Origin of the sequence: Paraglaciecola arctica BSs20135 (genome assembly GCF_000314995.1) — a bacterium.
Taxonomy (GTDB): Bacteria; Pseudomonadota; Gammaproteobacteria; order Enterobacterales; family Alteromonadaceae; genus Paraglaciecola; species Paraglaciecola arctica.
Genome location: NZ_BAEO01000012.1, coordinates 71,530 through 90,621, shown reverse-complemented (window position 1 = coordinate 90,621; position 19,092 = coordinate 71,530). Strand labels below are relative to the sequence as shown.

Annotated in this window: 20 protein-coding genes; 16 read left to right on the top strand and 4 right to left on the bottom strand. The window is 40.5% G+C overall.

What is annotated here, in order from left to right; translation table 11 throughout:
- The first annotated feature begins 198 nt into the window (after window positions 1–198).
- From lexA to GARC_RS04685, 5 genes are all read left to right on the top strand, one after another.
- A complete protein-coding gene (gene lexA / locus GARC_RS04705) occupies window positions 199–822 on the top strand; it encodes a transcriptional repressor LexA (protein WP_007617308.1) in 624 nt (207 codons plus the stop codon).
- A 382-nt stretch (window positions 823–1,204) separates the two neighbouring features.
- Window positions 1,205–2,314, top strand: a complete 1,110-nt coding sequence (gene coxB, locus GARC_RS04700) for a cytochrome c oxidase subunit II (RefSeq protein ID WP_226989062.1) — start codon at window positions 1,205–1,207, stop codon at window positions 2,312–2,314.
- A gap of 12 nt (window positions 2,315–2,326) precedes the next feature.
- Window positions 2,327–3,934: a cytochrome c oxidase subunit I gene (gene ctaD / locus GARC_RS04695; protein ID WP_007617304.1), complete on the top strand. Its 1,608-nt coding sequence runs from the start codon at window positions 2,327–2,329 to the stop codon at window positions 3,932–3,934.
- Between the two features lie 12 nt (window positions 3,935–3,946).
- Window positions 3,947–4,507 carry a cytochrome c oxidase assembly protein gene (locus GARC_RS04690; protein ID WP_007617302.1) on the top strand — a complete coding sequence of 187 codons (561 nt, stop codon included), beginning with the start codon at window positions 3,947–3,949 and terminating at the stop codon, window positions 4,505–4,507.
- Between the two features lie 17 nt (window positions 4,508–4,524).
- A complete protein-coding gene (locus tag GARC_RS04685) occupies window positions 4,525–5,406 on the top strand; it encodes a cytochrome c oxidase subunit 3 (protein WP_007617300.1) in 882 nt (293 codons plus the stop codon).
- Window positions 5,407–5,461: 55 nt separating this feature from the next.
- On the opposite strand, the gene GARC_RS04680 is transcribed toward GARC_RS04685, so the two are convergent.
- Window positions 5,462–5,671 carry a DUF2909 domain-containing protein gene (locus tag GARC_RS04680; RefSeq protein ID WP_007617298.1) on the bottom strand — a complete coding sequence of 70 codons (210 nt, stop codon included), beginning with the start codon at window positions 5,669–5,671 and terminating at the stop codon, window positions 5,462–5,464.
- Window positions 5,672–5,702: 31 nt separating this feature from the next.
- On the opposite strand from GARC_RS04680, the gene GARC_RS04675 reads away from it, so the two are divergent.
- Genes GARC_RS04675 through GARC_RS04650 form a run of 6 tightly spaced genes read left to right on the top strand, consistent with a single transcriptional unit; the run spans window position 5,703 to window position 10,168 of the window.
- Window positions 5,703–6,425 (top strand): SURF1 family protein, encoded by a 723-nt coding sequence (locus tag GARC_RS04675; RefSeq protein ID WP_007617296.1) that lies wholly within the window; start codon window positions 5,703–5,705, stop codon window positions 6,423–6,425.
- Window positions 6,422–6,988, top strand: a complete 567-nt coding sequence (locus GARC_RS04670; RefSeq protein WP_007617294.1) for a hypothetical protein — start codon at window positions 6,422–6,424, stop codon at window positions 6,986–6,988. The genes GARC_RS04675 and GARC_RS04670 overlap by 4 nt, the downstream gene beginning before the upstream one ends.
- Window positions 6,989–6,999: 11 nt before the next feature.
- Entirely contained in the window at window positions 7,000–7,977 is a 978-nt protein-coding gene (locus tag GARC_RS04665; protein ID WP_007617292.1) for a COX15/CtaA family protein, read from the top strand.
- Between the two features lie 9 nt (window positions 7,978–7,986).
- The gene (gene cyoE / locus GARC_RS04660; RefSeq protein ID WP_039988756.1) at window positions 7,987–8,898 is read left to right on the top strand and encodes a heme o synthase; all 912 of its coding nucleotides are present in this window, start codon (window positions 7,987–7,989) and stop codon (window positions 8,896–8,898) included.
- Between the two features lie 2 nt (window positions 8,899–8,900).
- The gene (locus tag GARC_RS04655) at window positions 8,901–9,539 is read left to right on the top strand and encodes an SCO family protein (protein ID WP_007617288.1); all 639 of its coding nucleotides are present in this window, start codon (window positions 8,901–8,903) and stop codon (window positions 9,537–9,539) included.
- An 11-nt stretch (window positions 9,540–9,550) separates the two neighbouring features.
- A complete protein-coding gene (locus GARC_RS04650) occupies window positions 9,551–10,168 on the top strand; it encodes a GNAT family N-acetyltransferase (RefSeq protein ID WP_007617287.1) in 618 nt (205 codons plus the stop codon).
- Here GARC_RS04650 and GARC_RS04645 read toward each other — a convergent pair.
- Window positions 10,160–11,215 (bottom strand): polysaccharide deacetylase family protein, encoded by a 1,056-nt coding sequence (locus GARC_RS04645; RefSeq protein WP_007617285.1) that lies wholly within the window; start codon window positions 11,213–11,215, stop codon window positions 10,160–10,162. The genes GARC_RS04650 and GARC_RS04645 overlap by 9 nt on opposite strands.
- Before the next feature lie 36 nt (window positions 11,216–11,251).
- On the opposite strand from GARC_RS04645, the gene GARC_RS04640 reads away from it, so the two are divergent.
- Window positions 11,252–12,586, top strand: coding sequence for an MATE family efflux transporter (locus GARC_RS04640; RefSeq protein ID WP_007617283.1), 1,335 nt, complete (start codon window positions 11,252–11,254; stop codon window positions 12,584–12,586).
- A 268-nt stretch (window positions 12,587–12,854) separates the two neighbouring features.
- On the opposite strand, the gene nfuA is transcribed toward GARC_RS04640, so the two are convergent.
- Entirely contained in the window at window positions 12,855–13,433 is a 579-nt protein-coding gene (nfuA, locus tag GARC_RS04635; protein ID WP_007617258.1) for a Fe-S biogenesis protein NfuA, read from the bottom strand.
- Window positions 13,434–13,577: 144 nt separating this feature from the next.
- On the opposite strand from nfuA, the gene GARC_RS04630 reads away from it, so the two are divergent.
- The gene (locus GARC_RS04630) at window positions 13,578–16,124 is read left to right on the top strand and encodes a M14 metallopeptidase family protein (RefSeq protein ID WP_007617256.1); all 2,547 of its coding nucleotides are present in this window, start codon (window positions 13,578–13,580) and stop codon (window positions 16,122–16,124) included.
- On the opposite strand, the gene GARC_RS04625 is transcribed toward GARC_RS04630, so the two are convergent.
- Entirely contained in the window at window positions 16,121–16,798 is a 678-nt protein-coding gene (locus GARC_RS04625) for a ComF family protein (RefSeq protein WP_007617255.1), read from the bottom strand. The two genes, GARC_RS04630 and GARC_RS04625, sit on opposite strands and share 4 nt — an antisense overlap.
- A gap of 59 nt (window positions 16,799–16,857) precedes the next feature.
- On the opposite strand from GARC_RS04625, the gene bioH reads away from it, so the two are divergent.
- From bioH to GARC_RS04610, 3 genes are all read left to right on the top strand, one after another.
- Window positions 16,858–17,628 carry a pimeloyl-ACP methyl ester esterase BioH gene (gene bioH, locus GARC_RS04620; protein WP_007617254.1) on the top strand — a complete coding sequence of 257 codons (771 nt, stop codon included), beginning with the start codon at window positions 16,858–16,860 and terminating at the stop codon, window positions 17,626–17,628.
- A 94-nt stretch (window positions 17,629–17,722) separates the two neighbouring features.
- On the top strand, window positions 17,723–18,046 hold the full coding sequence (locus GARC_RS04615) for a hypothetical protein (RefSeq protein ID WP_007617253.1): 324 nt from the start codon (window positions 17,723–17,725) through the stop codon (window positions 18,044–18,046).
- Between the two features lie 17 nt (window positions 18,047–18,063).
- Entirely contained in the window at window positions 18,064–19,056 is a 993-nt protein-coding gene (locus GARC_RS04610) for a putative metalloprotease CJM1_0395 family protein (protein WP_007617252.1), read from the top strand.
- Window positions 19,057–19,092: the final 36 nt, after the last annotated feature.

Here is a 19,092-nt window from a genome sequence, read left to right as displayed (position 1 = left end):
TGAAAGAGGATATTACTGCATTCACGCGTCTTGATTGAGCTTCTTTAAGCCACGATACTGAGAGGTGCTTCTTTAATGGAATTGGAATAAGAGGATATTCACAATTTAAACAGACTTCGATTTGTTTTAGAAAAAGTTTGCGATTAACTATTAACTGGATATACTGGCTACTGAACTGTATATATAAACAGGCTGTTTATGCGTCCACTAACTGCACGACAAGAAGAAGTACTTCAACTAATTAAAAATACAATGTTGAATACAGGTATGCCGCCTACTCGGGCAGAAATTGCTCGGGAATTAGGTTTTAAATCTGCTAATGCTGCGGAAGAACATTTAAAAGCGCTAGCGCGTAAAGGAGTAATAGAAATATTGCCCGGTACGTCTCGCGGAATTAAATTGAATATCCCTCTTGAGGATCAACTTGAAGAGTTAGGCTTGCCACTAATTGGCCGGGTAGCAGCAGGTGAACCTATTTTGGCTGAAGAGCATATTGAGGGTCATTATCGAGTGGATCCAAGTTTGTTTAAACCCAGTGCTGATTTTTTGCTTCGAGTGAACGGTATGAGCATGAAAGATATTGGTATTTTGGATGGCGACTTGTTAGCCGTGCATCGCACTACTGACGTCCACAATGGTCAGGTGGTAGTAGCTAGAGTCGAAGACGACGTTACAGTGAAGCGACTCGAGAAAAAAGGCAGGCAGGTTTTGCTACATGCTGAAAACGAAGCGTTTTCTCCGATTATAGTCGATTTGGCGACCCAACCGTTTAATATTGAAGGCATAGCAGTGGGAGTTATTCGTAACGCCGATTGGATGTAATTTCGATGCGACGTATTATTATTGAATAATGCGTCTTTAAATTTTTATCATTTTTTATCACATTTTATACTTTTGTCTTCCTAGATTATCTTTCCTCCCCCATTTTTTTCTTTATTTTTCATTTATTAACAACTTTGTGTTTAAAAAATAATCAGTTGGTTGTAAGTTGAACATAAAAGCTAGACTAGTTGCTATTAAATAAGCGACCATTAATATTCCAGTAGAAAAAATAACAATAAATTAACTAGACGTTAACTCAATTTGCAGTTTTTACTATTTTGAGATTTGTGTTTCAGTGAAAAATAAAGAAGTGCGTTAAACGTATATGAGGTGCCATGTGAAAAGAATTTTGTTCAAGGCTGGAACTATGCTAACTGCATTGATGACAGCGCCGGTGTTTGCAGAAACGAGTGATCATATTGAGCAATACCAGCTAAACATGACTAAAGGTGTGACAGACATCAGTGCTGGTGTTTATGACATGCATATGTTGATGTTTATAATCTGTGTTGTGATTGGTGCTGGTGTGTTTATCGCAATGTTTATTTCTATGTATTTTCATAGAAAATCAAGGGGTGCGAAGCCTGCTAATTTTCATGAAAGTGTAAAAGTAGAAATAGCTTGGACAGTTATTCCTTTTGTTATTTTGGTCTTTATGGCTGTCCCTGCTATGAACCTCCTAATTGATATGGAAGATGCCAGTGAGCCTGATGTGTCCATTTTGGTGACTGGTTCACAATGGAAGTGGCACTATAAATATATGGATAATGACGTTGAATATTATTCAAAAATGGCTACTCAAGCTGAGCAAATTTCTGGCAAGCTTCCTAAAGGTGAAAATTATTTACTTGAAGTTGATCGCCCTCTTATTATTCCAACCGGTCAGAAAGTTCGCTTTTTAATCACGTCAGATGATGTTATCCATTCTTGGTGGGTGCCAGATTTTGGGTTCAAACAAGATGCTAATCCCGGCTTTATCAATGACGCTTGGACTAAGGTGAATGAACCCGGTATATATCGTGGTCAATGTGCCGAGCTTTGTGGTAAAGATCATGGCTTTATGCCCATTGTGGTTATTGCCAAAGAGCCTGCTGAGTATGATAAGTGGATTGCAGAGCAGCAAGCTATCCAGCAAAAAGCCAAAGCGGAAGAACAACGTCTGTTAGCCATGAATATGACTATGGACGAAGCTATGGATTTAGGTGGAAAAGTTTACAACGCTAACTGTGCAGCTTGCCATATGCCAAATGGTGAAGGTCTACCAGGCGTCTTCCCATCCTTAAAAGGCAGCCAAATAGCTACAACTGACCAACCTAAACACATCGATATATTGGTCAACGGTGTTACAGGTACGGCTATGCAAGCCTATGCAAAACAATTAACAATGTCTGAAATTGCCGCAGTAGTGACTTACGAGCGTAATGCTTGGGGTAACGATACTGGTGACTTAGTACAAGCCAAAGACATTAATTCAGCCATGAACGGACAATAGGAGAAGGTGACCATGACAGCAGCAACTGATACTACTCACACAAATGATCACCACGATGATGAGCACCATGAGCATCATATCCCCCCTGGAATAAAACGTTGGTTATACACCACTAATCATAAAGATATCGGTACCCTATATTTGTGGTTTGCGTTCATCATGTTTTTGACTGGTGGCGCCATGGCTATGGTGATCCGCGCTGAGTTATTTCAACCCGGATTACAAATAATTGAACCCAACTTCTTTAATCAAATGACCACAGTACATGGTCTGATTATGGTATTTGGTGCGGTTATGCCTGCCTTTACTGGATTGGCAAACTGGTTAATACCTATGATGATAGGTGCGCCAGATATGGCATTACCTAGAATGAACAACTGGAGTTTTTGGATATTACCTTTTGCTTTCTTAATTCTTTTATCTTCTTTGTTTATGGAAGGCGGTGGCCCTGCATTTGGCTGGACCTTCTACGCGCCTCTTTCTACGACCTACAGTAGCGACGGTACAGCACTATTTGTGTTTGCGGTACACATAATGGGTGCCTCATCCATTATGGGTGCAATAAACGTTATTGTGACTATTTTCAATATGCGTGCACCAGGTATGACTTGGATGAAAATGCCCTTGTTCGTATGGACATGGTTAATCACAGCGTTTTTGTTGATTGCAGTTATGCCTGTGCTAGCTGGTGCGGTAACTATGGTGCTAACCGATAAATTCTTTGGTACTAGTTTCTTTGACGCCGCTGGTGGTGGTGATCCGGTGATGTTCCAGCATATCTTTTGGTTCTTCGGTCATCCCGAGGTGTACATAATGATTTTGCCCGCTTTTGGTATTATCTCGGCGATTGTCCCTACCTTTGCCCGTAAACGATTATTTGGTTATGCCTCTATGGTGTACGCCACAGCATCTATTGCCTTGTTGTCATTTATAGTTTGGGCGCATCACATGTTTACCACAGGCATGCCAGTGGCGGCCGAGCTGTTCTTCATGTTTGCTACTATGCTGATCTCCGTACCTACAGGTGTGAAGATATTTAACTGGGTGGCGACTATGTGGCGCGGCTCTATGACTTTTGAAGTCCCTATGTTGTTTGCCATTGCCTTTATTGTGTTGTTTACCATTGGTGGATTGTCAGGGTTAATGTTGGCTATAGTGCCAGTGGACTTTCAATATCATGATACTTATTTTGTGGTTGCGCATTTCCATTACGTGTTAGTTACAGGTGCCATATTCTCAATCATGGCGGCTGTTTATTACTGGTTACCTAAGTGGACTGGAAAAATGTTTCATATTGGCTTGGCTAAGTGGCATTTCTGGTGTTCATTGGTGTCGGTTAATGTGTTGTTCTTCCCTATGCATTTTGTTGGCTTAGCTGGTATGCCGCGTCGTATTCCAGATTATGCGTTGCAGTTTGCTGATTTTAACAAGTGGATCAGTATTGGTGGCTTTGCCTTTGGTTTATCTCAGTTTATTTTCTTAGCGCTTTTAATCAAGGCCTGTAAAAAACAAGGTGAACCAGTATCGAGCCAAGTGTGGGAAGGAGCTGAAGGTTTAGAATGGGAAATCCCGTCTCCTGCGCCTTATCACAGCTTTGAAACACCACCTGTAATAAAATAGCTAAAGATATACATGATGAACCAAGCAAACACACAAAACAAAAACAACAGAATGGTGGTTAAGTTATTAGCCATCGTTGTAGGCATGTTTGGTTTTGGTTTTGCCCTTGTGCCTTTATATGATGTGCTTTGTGATGCTTTGGGCATTAATGGCAAACCATCAGACACAGCCGCCGTTTATGAGGCGGTTGAAATTGATGAGAGCAGGTTGATCACAGTGGATTTTATTACCCGTACTAACACCGGTATGCCATGGGAATTTAGGTCGGAGACAAGACAAGTTAAAGTGCACCCTGGGCAACTCAATAAAGTGAGTTTTTATGTAAAAAACTCTGCCAACACCGATATTGTCGGTCAAGCTGTGCCATCCATATCTCCCGGCACAGCAGCTTTATATATGAATAAAACTGAATGTTTTTGTTTCGAACAACAAACATTAAAAGCTGGGGAGGAACTGATGATGCCTATGCAATTTTATGTCGACCCACAAATCCCTGAAGATATTACTTATTTTACTTTGCAATATACTCTTTACAACGTCACTGCCTCTGCAGATGTTGTGGCAATGAATTGAGGATGAAGGAGAACACAATGTCAGAAAAAGAATACGAAAAATACTATGTTCCCGCGGAAAGCCCTTGGCCCTTTATGGGTGCAGTTGCACTATTTTTAATGGCTGTAGGGGCTGGCAATTTTGTGATTGAAAGCACTCGAGACAAAGAGGGCTACGGCGCTTACATTTTAGGTGCAGGCTTTTTAGTTTTGATAGTGATGTTGGTTGGTTGGTTTAGAAATCAAATACATGAGTCTATGAGCGGAATGTATAGTGCTCAGTTGGGCCGTTCGTATCGTCAAGGTATGTCATGGTTCATATTTTCTGAGGTGATGTTCTTTGGAGCGTTTTTTGGAGCTTTGTTCTATGCCAGGTTCATTTCAGTACCATGGTTAGGTGGTGCATCAAATAATGATATGACAGGCGAAGTACTATGGCCTGCGTTCGAAGCCATCTGGCCATTGGTTGTGACTCCAGGAGGCACAACAACAGAAGCTATGCCTTGGACTGGTCTGCCTCTGATTAACACAGTACTTTTACTTACTTCGTCTGTAACTTGTCACTATGCACATGTAGCACTCGAACAAAACAACCGTGGCAAACTTAAGCTGATGCTTGGTTTAACTGTGTTGCTTGGTGCCATCTTTATGGTGATGCAGGTTGAAGAATATATTCATGCTTACACAGAAATGAATTTGACCCTGCAATCTGGCGTTTATGGTAATACCTTTTTTCTATTGACTGGATTTCATGGTTTCCACGTTACTTTGGGAGCGATAATTCTATTTATTATGCTACTTAGAATTTTCAAAGGACATTTTACCCCAGATAACCACTTTGCCTTTATGGCCGCTAGTTGGTATTGGCATTTTGTTGATGTAGTTTGGGTAATACTCTTTGCTGTTGTTTATATCTTTTAGCGAAGGTGTTTATTAGTGTAAAGAGCCACTGAATTGCAGTGGCTCTTTAATTTGGTTAGTGTGGTGTTGGATTTGGTGTGATGAGTCCAGTAGCTACAGCGAGAAGTATAAGGCCAACAATAATGGCTGAAGTGAGTACCCTCCGACCAATAAATTTACTCATTGAGGGACCGTTTGGATCGTCTTTGAGCATTATCATCATGGCTTTAAATAAATTGAACACCATAAATAATAGTAACCCGCCAACAAGTATTTTGATTAACATCTATTTACTCCTAAAGATATCCTGAACTGTTATGTGGACTTTTCTATCGCGTTTACCCATTGCTGCTACCTTAGTAACTTTTGTGTGTGTTGTCATTATGTTTGCTTTAGGTAATTGGCAATTGCAACGAGCTGAAGAAAAAACCCAACGTTTATTAACTTTAGATATTGCAGCCAAAACCGCTCAAATCAATTTACAACAAGTGTTGCGCAGTAATTTAAATGAAATGTTGGATATGCCCATTAATTTTGAAGGTGCTGCAGATGCATCTCGTTATTTTCTCTTAGATAATAAGATCCATAAAGGTCGGGTGGGATATCAAGTTTTGGTGCCTATGCAAACAAAATCAGGCATAGTGATTGCTAATTTTGGTTGGGTAGCAGCTACCAATAGCAGAAGTATTTTGCCGAATATCCAGATTAATGGCGAAAACGCACCTTATGCAGGAGTGGTATCCCTACCGCTGAATAATGCCATGGTGAAGGAAACCGCTCTGATTGATGGCCAGTGGCCAAAGGTTTTGCAACAAACGGACCTCAAGGTTATTCAGCAACACTATAACCAAGATGTCTTGCCTTTTGTGGTGTTATTAAACCCGCAAGAAACTTCATCTTATGTAAGAAACTGGCAACCAGTAGTAATGGCTCCTGAAAAACACTTGGCTTATGCCGTACAATGGTTTTTGCTGGGATTTGCTGCATTAGTAGTATTTGTTATCGCTCAAAGAAATAAGTTAAAAAGGAACAAAAAGTGAGTACCCCTAAAAAAAATAATAGAACTATGATGTTGCTACTAGCTGCGGTTTTTATACTACCTGTAATACTGGCTAAGTTTGCTTTAGATAATGGCTGGTTTAATCAGGCAGTTACGAATAAAGGAGAGCTGCTTACGCCTCCGGTTGATATGCGTGTTTTACAAATCTCAACGCAACAACCTAAGTGGAAGTTACTTTATGTTTTGCCAGAAATATGTGCCCTCGAGTGTGAAAATGCCCTATACAGCATTGCTCAAGTACATAGTGCGTTAGGCAAAGAAAGCGATCGTGCCGAGGTTGTGGTTATCACTCATGAAAAAAGTAATCTCGTGCAACTAGCGTTACTCAAAGATAAACAAAACATTCGTTTGCTAAATACCAACTTAAAAAGTCTGCAACAAGTATTTAAAGAAAACACCACAGATGGTATTTTCATTGCTGATACGCTGGATAACGTGATTCTGCGCTACCCATTACAAATCGATCAAGAGCAGGCCATTCTGCATAGCCGTGATATTTTGTCGGATATGCGCAAAGTGCTAAAACTATCGCACATCGGCTAGAGGATATTTAAATGAAGAAGCTGGTGTTGTTAAGCATTTTTGTGGCTATGGTGGTAATAGTACTGGGTGCATACACTCGTCTGACTGACGCTGGCTTGGGCTGTCCTGATTGGCCGGGTTGCTATGGTCATCTCAGTTTTTCTAAAACCACTGAAAATATTGAAATCGCCCAACAGGCTTTTCCCGATCGTCCATTTGAAGAACACAAAGCATGGAACGAGATGATCCACCGCTATTTCGCTAGTGGCTTAGGTTTTTTGATTCTAGTGATTTTTATTAATAGCCTTTTCCGAAAAGCATATAACAAGCCAGTAAAACTGCCACTTTTTCTGGTGTTTTTAGTTTGTTTTCAAGGTGCATTAGGCATGTGGACTGTGACCCTTAATTTATTACCTGTTGTGGTTATGGGGCATTTATTAGGCGGTTTTACTGTCCTATCTTGTTTGTTTTTATTGTATTTAAGGTTGACCCCATACCGTATTCCTGGCGGTGATGCTGGAATGCGTCGTTTTGGAATATATTCAATTTTGGGTATGATTATTTTGACTGGGCAAATTGCATTAGGTGGCTGGACATCTGCAAACTACGCGGCGTTAGCCTGCACCGAATTGCCCATTTGTGAAGGTGTTTGGTACGAACGTTTAGACTTTGGCGGTGCTTTTAGTATTCCGGTAGCAGAAAATTATGAGTTTGGTGCTCATGATTATAATGAGCGTATGACTATGCATATTGTCCACAGAATAGGCGCCTTAGTAACCTTTTTGTATTTATGTTGGTTAGGGATCAGGCTGTATGCTGCGGCCAGCTCGAACTTAATTAAAAAATTATCCGCATTAATGGTGTTGATCTTAGGCGTGCAGGTTATTTTAGGTGTAAGCAATGTAGTATTCAGTTTACCTGTTGTTATTGCAGTGATGCATAACGCTACAGCCGCGTGTTTAATGCTGATATTAATCACCATTAGTTACACGCTGTATCGTAAAACTTAGGAGAGCAAGGTGAGTAAGGTCGTGGCCGCAGGGCAACAAAACAAACAATTTAATTTATGGTCTACTTGCCAAGATTATTATGAATTAACTAAACCCAAAGTAGTGTTATTACTATTGTTAACCGCATTAGTGGGTATGTGTTTGGCTAGTGACACTTGGATTAGTTGGCAGATTTTAATTGCTGGATTAACAGGTATTGGCTTTTTGTCCTCTGCCGCTGCAGTTGTGAATCATGTTGTTGATCGCAAAATAGACAGCAAAATGGCGCGCACATTTAATCGTCCTGTTGCAAAAGGCAAAGTGACCCCGCAAAAAGCATTAATTTTTGCCGCAGTATTAACTGTTGTGGGTTATGTCATACTTGAACTTTGGGTCAATCGTTTAACGGCAGTATTAACTTTAGCCGGGTTGTTGGGATATGCGGTGGTATACACCATGTATTTAAAACGCGCGACGCCGCAGAATATTGTTATTGGTGGTTTAGCTGGTGCCATTCCTCCACTACTTGGATGGACGGCAGTTACCGGTGAAATTCATGCTCATGCATTGTTATTAGTTTTGATTGTTTTTACTTGGACTCCGCCACATTTTTGGGCGTTAGCCATTCATCGTGAAAAAGATTATGCTAAGGCACAAGTACCTATGTTGCCGGTAACTCACGGTATCGAATTCACTAAAACATCCATTCTGTTATATACAGTTTTACTTTGTGTGGTGTGTTTACTGCCATATCTAATTGGTATGACTGGGCTGATATATCTCATTGGATCAACCTTGCTAAATGCCGGTTTTTTATATTACGCCTGGAAGTTAAAATTTACTGCAACCGAACAAACGGCTATGCAAACCTTTAAGTTTTCAATTATCCATCTGATGGTACTGTTTGTAGTGCTCTTGGTTGATCATTATGTGCGGTTTTAATTATGAGTAAATTTAAAGCAGGCTTGATTGCGTTAATTGCCTTGGTTATTGGGGTGGTAGTGGCTGTAAATATCGCTCCGCCCGGTGGAGCCAGTAAAATCCAACACCTGAGTATGTACCCACAAGCCAGAGCGTTGCCAGATTTTTTGTTAGTCGATCATAATAATCAAAGCTTCACGCCCGCTAATTTAATAGGCCATTGGAGTCTGGTTTTTGTGGGTTATACATATTGCCCCGATATTTGTCCGACTACCTTGGCGGAGCTAAAAGATATTTATCCAGAACTGCAAAAAATACCCACAGACTCCCCAATTCAAGTAGTGCTGCTGTCTGTTGATCCTAAGCGCGACACGCCTGAACGCTTAAACGAATATATTAATTTTTTTCACCCCGACTTTATTGCGGTAAGTGGAGAACACGCACAGTTATTCCCGTTGGTTCGAGCCATGGGTATGATGTATTCCATGTCTGAGAGCACAGATAATCCTAATTATTTGGTCGATCACAGCTCATCTATTGTGGTGGTTAATCCAAAGGCCCAAGTTATAGGACGTTTTAAGCCTGATTTTGTTGTTGGTCAATTGCCTATTAGCGAAGGACAAAAAATACTGGCAGATATGCCGGCTATAATTTCCCGATAAAATGTGACTACATGAAAATCAGGCGAGCTAATCAGGGAGATGCAACAACCTTAGGGGAGCTGATATTTTGTTCTGCACCTGTTGCATTAGCAGCGACCTTTGATATTAACGATGAGTTGTCAGCGCTAAACTTTCTGCAAACCAGCCTTTTAAGTGCCGATGGCCAATATGGCTATGACAATCACTGGGTCGCCGAAATCGACGAGCTGACAGTGGGTTGTTTAAGCGTTTGGCATAGTGACTTACCTGACACATTCCACCAAGCGACTTTGACCAATCTAGCTAGTTTTTATGGTGTTGCTTATGCGATATCAGTAGTGAAGGCTAGCCAGGCTTTGCAAGATTGTATTCCTAAACTTACAAAGCATGAGTGGTGTATTGGACACTTTGCTGTGCTTGCACAGTATCGAAGGCAAGGTGTGGCAACTGCTTTGCTAAAATTTGCCCATAAACAAGCGTTAGCCTCTGGTAATTCTACTCTATGCCTCGATGTTGAAAGCACCAATTCACAAGCAATAGATTTTTATCTAGGCCAAGGCTTTGTTCAGCAAAGTACTTCAGAACTTAGCTTAAGAATGAAGGCCTTAGGCATATGCAGACACTTTCATCTAAGTAAGGCGTTAGTCTAACCATTTCCCCTCAGCGGTTGGCGCAAAGAAGGGGTGTGAGAACCAGTAGTATCTATCTTTTTCACTGACGCTAGGTGCAGTACAATTTATTCTGTGCCTACCGGGTTGTGTGATTGGATTTATCTCCACTGCAAGAGTATTCCCTGCAATTACCTTATTCAGTAACTGACCATTTTGAAAGCAGCTAATTTGTTGCGGAGTTAAGTCTTTAGTTTTTATTGTAAACCTAAGCTTTTGATTTTTATAAGGTAACTCAAGTTTTGGATCGCTCGGGGAAATGTCTGTTACAGGCATGGCCAAACTATTTAATTTGACCTTTAATGTTTCAATATTACTGTACATCCCTGCCGCTGGATAACGTGGTAAGGCGGAAAAGTCGCTGTATGACGCTATGGCACCGCTATGTTGGGCAAATCCAACGTATCCTTGAGAGTTAAGGCGATTCTTTAATTGTGGATCAAATTCACCATAAGGGTAAGCAAAATATTTTAGGCTATAACCGAGATTTTCTTTTAGGGTTTTTTCTGCACTCTCAATTTGTTGCAGAGTACGGTTTAACCAATTTTCTTCAGTTTCATCGGTATTTTTCATCAGCAGATGGCCGTGATTACTACCATGGTTGGCGAAAGTCGCGCCTTCGTTCGACATTAGTTTCACTTGTTGCCAGTCAAGTTGGTAGTTGACTTCACCAATAAGTGGAGGGTTTATAAAAATGGTATAGGGGAATCCAAATATTTTAAGAATTGGGTGTGCATTATCATAGATGTTGTCATAACCGTCATCAAAAGTGATGACGACTGTTTTGTCTGGCAAAGGCTGCCTATTTTGTAAGGCATTAATAACTTGCTTCAGGGGTAATACTTTATGATTATCTGCCAAATACTGCATATGTTGACGAAAAGTATCAGGCGATACTGAGGTTACCTCAGGAGTAGTTATACTAACGTGGTGATATAACAGAATGACCGCATTGTCTTTTGCCCAAGTGTTTATGCCTAATAGCGAACATGATATGGTCAGTGCAATAATAAAACATGTCTTTCTCATTAATTAAATAGACTCCCTTTCTGTAACTATATTTAAATGACTCCTACTATTCTATCAAACTTCTTTCAAATCAGTTTGCATCAAAAAATAATTGTTATTGCGATACCTATGATCCTGAGCAATGTCACAACTCCTTTGATGGGCATGGTTGATACTGCTGTTTTGGGGCATATGCAAGGCACCTATTTTCTTGCAGGTGCGTCGGTAGCCGCATTGATCATTACTCAGTTATATTGGTTATGCGGCTTTTTAAGAATGACCAGTACGGGTCTCAGTGCACAAGCAAAAGGTAGTAAAGATAAAGATCAGCTTAGTCAAAGTTTGTTTCAAGGAATCGTCATTGGTTTTATGCTGGGCTGCATTTTGTTGTTATTTAAAGATGGCATTTTGGCCTTGGGCCTATATTTTGCAAATGCCACGCCTGTTATTGAAGAGGTTATATCTGAATATTTCTCCACGCGTATTTGGGGCGCACCTGCGGCGATAGTTAATCTAGCGTTAATTGGTTGGCTAATTGGCCAGCAACAAGCCAAACAAGTGTTGCTGATCCAGGTTTTTGCAAACCTATTAAACCTAGCGCTCAACCTATGGTTTGTTTTTGGTTTAGGGCTTGAAGTCTTTGGGGTGGCGCTGGCCAGTGTCATAGCTGAATATTTTATTGCAGTCGTGAGTTTGTTTGTTGCGCTAAACATCATAGGTAAGCCCATAATACAAAAAAAATGGTTCTCAATTGCCTATCTACAACCCCTGTTATCTCTTAACGGCAATACGTTTTTTCGAAACCTTATTTTACAAGCTTGTATCGCTTTTCTCATTTTTAAAGGCGTAGGTTTTGGCTCTACGTCAGCGGCAATCAACGCCATTTTAATGCAATTTTTCACCTTAATTGCCCTTGGCTTAGATGGTGTTGCTTATGCTGCAGAAGCATTAGTTGGAGAGCAAAAAGGCGACAAAAATGCTAAAGGTATCATCCAAGTGACCTTGCATGGGTTGCTGTGGTCGTCGGTTGTTGCTGTGTTTTATTCGTTGGTTTTTGTTATATGGGGGACCGATATTATTTCTATAATAACGGACCAAAAAACTCTGCAATTAGAAATGCAAGACTACTTAATATTTGTGTATTGTTTACCCTTAATTGCCCATTGGTGTTTCTTTTTTGATGGTGTATTTGTGGGTTTAACCCGTGCAAAAGCTATGCGCAATAGCATGTTGTTGTGTGCATTGGCAGTTTACTTTCCCGCTTTCTGGATATTTTTATCTTATGCAAACCAAGGTTTATGGATGGCGATGTTACTGTTCTTATTTTTCAGAGGAATAAGCTTAGGGGGCTACTTTATTTATCTTTGTCGCTATCATCGTTTAACGAGTTAAGCTTAAAACTCGAAGGTGGCGGTTTAAAACTTGCAGTCATGCGGTGGGCCAGAATGCCTAGGTAGCCTCTAATGGCATATAAGCTACCCACAGCCAATAAAATTAAACCCGGAATTTGAATAATAGGCGCAAATTTAGCGCCTATTAAAATGGCAACTACTCCTAAGCAAAATATGCCTAGACCACGTTTGAAGTAAGCCCAACTTTTACTTAGGTCGTTGGCTAAACGTTGTAACCAGTTAATGTTTGTATCCTTCCTAGGCTGATTCTAGTAGTAAGAGTGTTCACCGGCTTGATGCTCAGTAGCATCTTTAACCGCTATTAATTCACCTGAAAAGGCTTCAAGCATTTGTTTTTCGATACCGTCTTTTAAGGTGACATCTACTTGTGCACAGCCATTGCAGCCGCCGCCAAATTGTAAAACGGCTTCTTTGTCTTCGGTGATTTCAACTAAGGTCACCTTACCGCCATGACTAGCAAGTTGAGGGTTGATCTCTGCCTCAATCATATAACTTACACGTTCTGCTAAAGGTGCGTCGCTATCGACTTTTCGTGCTTTTGCATTGGGTGCTTTAAGGGTCAGCTGTGAGCCCATTTGGTCAGTGACAAAATCAATTTCTGCTTCTTCAAGAAAAGGTGCGCTTTCTAAATCCACTACCGCATCAAAACCATTAAACTCTAACACTGTATCTGATTCTTCTACCGCATCAGGTGGACAATAAGAGACACCACATTCTGCGCTAGGCGTACCTGGGCTAACCACAAACACTCTGATATTGGTGTCTGGCTCTTGGTTTGCAAGCAGCTTACAGAAATGTGCTTGCGCTGTTTCTGAAATGTTAATCATGGTCTATCTACCTCTAAAATGTGTCTACTTAGATAATAACAAAATTACTTGACTAAAACACTCAAGTAATCGTTCTTCCTTATTTATATTTTGACTAAAACGTGCGACCATTTTCACAAATGTGGACTGATTGGACCGATTTTTATGGATTTGATGTTTCGAATTTTTGTTTTTTGTTTATTGTTCAGCAGTGCTCAAGTTGCAGCTGTTATTGATACCGCCTATTTACCAGCAGACACTCAATATAAAGCCGAGATTACTACGCCCACTCAAGCATTAGGGGCGCCGGTAGGTGAATGGCATGTGCGTCACGATCAAATAGCTAACTATATGCAAGTGTTGGCTTCACAGTCAGACCGAGTCAGCTTAGTGGAAACAGGTCGCACTCATGAAAACCGTCCACTTTACCTATTAGCATTTAGCTCTGCTGAAAATCAGCGAAATCTAGCTGCAATTCAAGCTAGACATATTAAAAACTTAGGTCAATCCATTGATAAAAATGATCCGCTAATCATCTGGATGGGTTACAGCGTGCATGGCAATGAACCCTCAGGTGCCAATGCGGCACTTTTGATTGCTTACTATCTTGCTGCTGGTGAGAGTGAAGTAATCGATGAGTTACTTAAAGATAATATTGTATTACTCGATCCAAGTGTAAACCCTGATGGTCTATCACGATTTGCGCAGTGGGCCAATATGCATAAAAGTAAGAATCTTGTATCCGATCCTAATAACCGTGAGCACCAAGAAGCTTGGCCTTCAGGGCGCACTAACCATTATTGGTTTGACCTAAATCGAGATTGGTTGTTGTTGACCCATCCTGAGTCACGGGCACGAATAAATCAATTCCATCAGTGGCGCCCCCATGTATTAACTGACTTTCACGAAATGGGTACTAACAGCACTTATTTTTTCCAGCCAGGAATTTCTTCTAGAAAAAACCCGTGGACACCGTTAAAAAATGTAGAGTTGACTACCGCACTAGGAGATTTTCATGCCGCTGCCTTAGATAAAACTAAACAGTTATATTTTACTCAAGAGAGTTTTGACGATTTTTATTATGGTAAAGGCTCAACCTATCCTGATGCTCATGGCAGTATCGGTATTTTGTTTGAACAAGCCAGTAGTAGAGGACATTTACAAGACTCTGATCATGGCACTCTGAAGTTTTCCGACACCATTCAAAATCAAATAACGACCTCTCTTTCGACTTTTGCTGGTGCATTAGCTAATAAACAAGCCATTCTTGATTACCAGTTAGAATTTGCTGAACAAACCAAAAGTTTAGTAAAAAAAGATGATTTAGCCGGTTATATTTTGAATGAGAAATTTGACCAATACCGTTTTTCAAAAATGTTAGAGATATTGTCAGCACATCAGATTCAATATTTTCCATTAAGTAAGGACGTAAAAGTAGAGGGGCAAACATTTGATACAACAAATAGTATGTTTGTGCCTTTGGATCAGCCTCAATATCGATTAATAAAATCTCTTTTCTCTACCCGTAAATCATTTGATGACAACACTTTTTATGATGTGTCTAACTGGAATCTACCTCTAGCGTTTAATATCCAGTATCAAGCCGTTGAGAGGCATCCCAAGATAGATAAACAGCCAACTAAAAAGTCCACTAGTGTTAACCCTAAATTGTTGCCTGGTGCTTACGCTTATGCATTTTCTTGGGAAAACTATCAAGCGCCTAAACTTTTGCTGCGTTTATTGGCCAACAAAGTAAAGGTGAAACTTGCAGGTGATGCTTTTTTTGCTCAAACCTCTCAAGGTGGTACGAGTTTTTCGGCCGGTTCGGTGATTGTGCCTATTGCATTAGAGCAACCTGACAACTTGTTGGATATCATTGACGCGCAGAATATGGGGTTGGATATTGCGATTCATTCAGTTACATCGGGGTTAACCCGTCAAGGTATAGATTTAGGTAGCCGTAAAATGCTCAATATTACTCAACCCAAAGTATTGTTGGTGGGAGGGCGCGGCACTTCCCAATATGAAGTGGGGGAAGTATGGCATTACCTAGATCAGCATGTTGATATGCCTGTTTCAATCACCGATTTAGAGCTACTGAGTAAATTGTCTTTGGACAATTATACCCATATGATCTGGGTCGAAGGTAGGTATAAAGAAGTGTCCGATAAAACCGTTAAAAAAATTGGGGATTGGCTGAATAACGGTGGCATACTCATTGGTCAAAAAACTGCAGCAAATTGGTTTTCTAATAAAAATTGGCTTAAGGCTAGTTTCAAAAGTGACAGTGAAGTTAAATTAGCCTTTGAAACAACAGGTATGACTTATAAAGACCAAGAAGCCCTTAGAGCCAAACAAAGAATAGCCGGAGCTGTATTCGAAACTCAGCTGGATTTAAGTCATCCACTCGCCTTTGGTTATACATCTACTACATTGCCTATGTTCCGTAACAGTGCATTGGTAATGCGCCAACCAGATAAACCCTTCATTACCGCAGCAAGCTATGTGAAATCGCCACTTATGGGAGGCTATACTGCTGATGAGTTTCAGCAGCTTATTAGTGGAAGTGCGGCGATTGTGTCTCACAATGTTGGTAAAGGTAAGGTGATTGGTTTTGCTAGCAACGTTAATTTCAGGGGCGTTTGGTATGGAACCAGCCGTTTAATGAGCAACGCTATTTTTATGGCTGGTTTTATTAACGCACCAGGTTAACGGGTAAGTGTGAGGCAAATACTCCATATATCAATTTTTAAATTAGGGTTGTGCTTACGTAAAGTGAGGTAAGCACAGTTCATAGTGGTGCCTGTGGTGATAACATCGTCGAATAAGGCCACATGCTGATATTGTTGTAATCGCAACTGTGACGCCTTATCTACTGCAAAAGCATTTTGCAAGTTTTTGCGTCTTTGAGCTGCCGACAAATCGGTTTGAGCTGGGGTGGATTTACATCTGCTAATGATAGAGGTGTCCATGTCCATTTGACTCAACTTACAAATTTGTTTGGCTAACTCTATGCTTTGATTAAATTTCCTGAATAAATAGCGATTTTTGTGTAGCGGCATGGGAATAATTAGTTGCGGTAAAACTGGGATAGAGCTTAAGCAGTGTCTGACAAAAAGATCCGCTAGGGCATATGCATTCGGAATGTGTTTAGAGAACTTTAACCCTGTTAATAATTTCGCCAATGGCCACTGATAATCTGCAACAGCTAATACTTGAGGGAAATCAACTTTCGCTAAACCCAAGTTTACTTTTGGCGCTAACATCAAATTGTGTTGGTATCGGTCAACATCAAATAGTGTAAGATCATCAAAGCAGTATTGGCATATTGAAGTGTTGCTGGATTGTTTACACACTAAACAATTTTGACTTAGCCCTAAATGCATATTTACCATCCCTGAAATCAATATATAAATCAATATTCCCGAGGTTTAGTGTAGAAGAAATGTCAGAGAGTTTAAAAGTATCAACTGTAGGCAGTGGGAAAAACCTTGTGTTTTTGCATGGCTGGGGTGTGAATAGTGGCGTTTGGCAGCCATTGATAGACATTCTTAAAGATGAGTTTTGTATCACAACTATTGATTTACCGGGGTACGGCCTAAATCACCAAAGGTTACCCCTCCCCTATAACTTGCAGAATATTACCAATATGGTGGCAAAAAAACTTCCTACAAACTGCATCTTAATTGGTTGGTCTTTAGGTGGTTTAGTGGCTCAGATGATTGCCCATACCTATCCCGAAAAACTTAAGCAACTTGTGTTGATTTGTTCTAGTCCAAATTTTTCTAAACATGCCGATTGGCCTGGAATTGAACCCAAAATACTGGATTTTTTTACACAACAATTAGAATTAGATTTTTCGAAAACATTGCAACGTTTTTTGGCCATACAAGCTATGGGTAGTGTGAATGCTAGGCAAGATGCTAAAATAATCAAACAGGCTGTTCAGCAATTCCCATTGCCATCACCGATTGCCTTAGAAGCAGGTTTACATATGTTACAAAGCATTGACTTACGTGAACAATTTAAAACCTTGTCGATACCCTGTCAGATGTTTTTAGGTAGTTTAGATACCTTAGTACCGGACAAAGTAGCCTTAGCTGCACAGCAACTTAATTCTAAGGTAATAATAGAAATTATCAGCCATGCGTCCCATGCTCCTTTTATTTCAAACACTGAGTCTTTTGCTAAACGATTGGTGAAAGCACTAGTCTAATTCATTTATATTCTTGTCTAAACCAAGGTAAAGCTTTAAAAAAAACTAAAAGTGGTTAATAATTGAACATGAGAGAGTTGTAGAGGTAAGGTAAGTGAATATTAGTAACAACGTAAATTCTGCCATTGTCAGTGGCACTATAGGTATTAAAAGAGCATCTGAAGGGATTGCGCAAAATACCTCGAATTTGGCCAGCTTGTCATCTTTTTCAGCGCCAACTAGCGACCCTCAAGAGTTTTTAGCAAACGCCACGCTAAACCAACTTAGTGCAATCAAACAAGTTCTCCCGCAGGGTAGCGAAGGTATCACCTCGAATTTAGTTGGTCTGTCTATTAATCTGACAAATGCGCAAGCTTCTACAAAAGTCGTGGAAACAGCAAGCGGCACTGTTGGTACTATATTGGATCTTCTGGCCTAGCTTTAGGCATAGATATTATGAACATTCTCCCGCCCGTTCCCACTCCTACAGTATTTAACGTTGGCACCGTTAATACTGAATCGGTGCGCAAAGACAATACTCAACGTGAGGCCGTGCCGCAGTTAGCCGCTAATGAAAAGTCATCAGCTGAATCAAGTGTGGGCTCTGAAGCTGATAAGGTTAAAACTCCCGGACAAGCTCCCCTTCCCTTAACCTATGAAAAACCGGTTTCTCAAACGCCTCAACAACTCAATACACAAAATGATTCCGCTCAAGACAATGGACAAGATGCCAGTGCTGGTAAAGAAAATGCTGAAGATCAACAACAGCAGCAACATGCTGAACAACAACAACTTGCCGAGCTTAAACAACGAGATTTAGAAATAAGGGCACACGAACAAGCTCACGCTTCATTAGGTGGACAATATGCAAGTTCCCCTCAATATGAGTATGAAAGAGGCCCTGATGGCAAGCGATATGCTGTAGGTGGTGAAGTTTCAATAGATATATCTGAAGCCTCCACTCCAGAAGAAACTATTCGTAAGGCACAACAAGTTAAAGCTGCCGCTTTGGCTCCCGCAGAACCTAGCGCACAAGATTTACGAGTGGCAATCGAAGCCACTCAACTAACCATTGAAGCGCAAAAAGAAATAGCTAGTGAAAACGCCCAAGAAGCATTAGTAGCATATAATCAAGCTGTTCCAAAGATACAGCAAGATGATGATGGTTTTGAACAAAGCCCAATTGTTGATTCAAAGCTTTTTGGCGAAACTCCTTCCTTAGATGAAATTATTGACGCTTTAGATGTGAGCATACCAACTCGTTCACTGGATATCAGTCAGATAGAGAACAATGAGCAAAGCAATATTGATGCTGAGCTGGATTTACAGGCTGCAAGTCAATTTCTCGAGAACAGAGATTTAGAGATTACTCGCAGAGTGTCGGTGATTGAAAACTTTTATCAACAAGTGACTAATCCTCGTTCTGAAGGATTGCAGCAATCAGCCTAAGTCCGCAAGTTATGTGTTATTCCAGAATGAAACAAG

What these genes read in the sequence shown, in the direction of transcription:
- GARC_RS04625 (WP_007617255.1), bottom strand. Translation starts at nt 16,798, where the DNA reads ATGCATTTAGGGCTAAGTCAAAATTGTTTAGTGTGTAAACAATCCAGC.
- nfuA (WP_007617258.1), bottom strand. Translation starts at nt 13,433, where the DNA reads ATGATTAACATTTCAGAAACAGCGCAAGCACATTTCTGTAAGCTGCTT.
- coxB (WP_226989062.1), top strand. Translation starts at nt 1,205, where the DNA reads ATGACAGCGCCGGTGTTTGCAGAAACGAGTGATCATATTGAGCAATAC.
- ctaD (WP_007617304.1), top strand. Translation starts at nt 2,327, where the DNA reads ATGACAGCAGCAACTGATACTACTCACACAAATGATCACCACGATGAT.
- GARC_RS04630 (WP_007617256.1), top strand. Translation starts at nt 13,578, where the DNA reads ATGGATTTGATGTTTCGAATTTTTGTTTTTTGTTTATTGTTCAGCAGT.
- GARC_RS04675 (WP_007617296.1), top strand. Translation starts at nt 5,703, where the DNA reads ATGTGGACTTTTCTATCGCGTTTACCCATTGCTGCTACCTTAGTAACT.
- GARC_RS04645 (WP_007617285.1), bottom strand. Translation starts at nt 11,215, where the DNA reads ATGAGAAAGACATGTTTTATTATTGCACTGACCATATCATGTTCGCTA.
- GARC_RS04655 (WP_007617288.1), top strand. Translation starts at nt 8,901, where the DNA reads ATGAGTAAATTTAAAGCAGGCTTGATTGCGTTAATTGCCTTGGTTATT.
- GARC_RS04610 (WP_007617252.1), top strand. Translation starts at nt 18,064, where the DNA reads ATGAACATTCTCCCGCCCGTTCCCACTCCTACAGTATTTAACGTTGGC.
- GARC_RS04650 (WP_007617287.1), top strand. Translation starts at nt 9,551, where the DNA reads ATGAAAATCAGGCGAGCTAATCAGGGAGATGCAACAACCTTAGGGGAG.
- GARC_RS04690 (WP_007617302.1), top strand. Translation starts at nt 3,947, where the DNA reads ATGATGAACCAAGCAAACACACAAAACAAAAACAACAGAATGGTGGTT.
- GARC_RS04640 (WP_007617283.1), top strand. Translation starts at nt 11,252, where the DNA reads ATGACTCCTACTATTCTATCAAACTTCTTTCAAATCAGTTTGCATCAA.
- bioH (WP_007617254.1), top strand. Translation starts at nt 16,858, where the DNA reads ATGTCAGAGAGTTTAAAAGTATCAACTGTAGGCAGTGGGAAAAACCTT.
- GARC_RS04685 (WP_007617300.1), top strand. Translation starts at nt 4,525, where the DNA reads ATGTCAGAAAAAGAATACGAAAAATACTATGTTCCCGCGGAAAGCCCT.
- GARC_RS04665 (WP_007617292.1), top strand. Translation starts at nt 7,000, where the DNA reads ATGAAGAAGCTGGTGTTGTTAAGCATTTTTGTGGCTATGGTGGTAATA.
- GARC_RS04680 (WP_007617298.1), bottom strand. Translation starts at nt 5,671, where the DNA reads ATGTTAATCAAAATACTTGTTGGCGGGTTACTATTATTTATGGTGTTC.
- lexA (WP_007617308.1), top strand. Translation starts at nt 199, where the DNA reads ATGCGTCCACTAACTGCACGACAAGAAGAAGTACTTCAACTAATTAAA.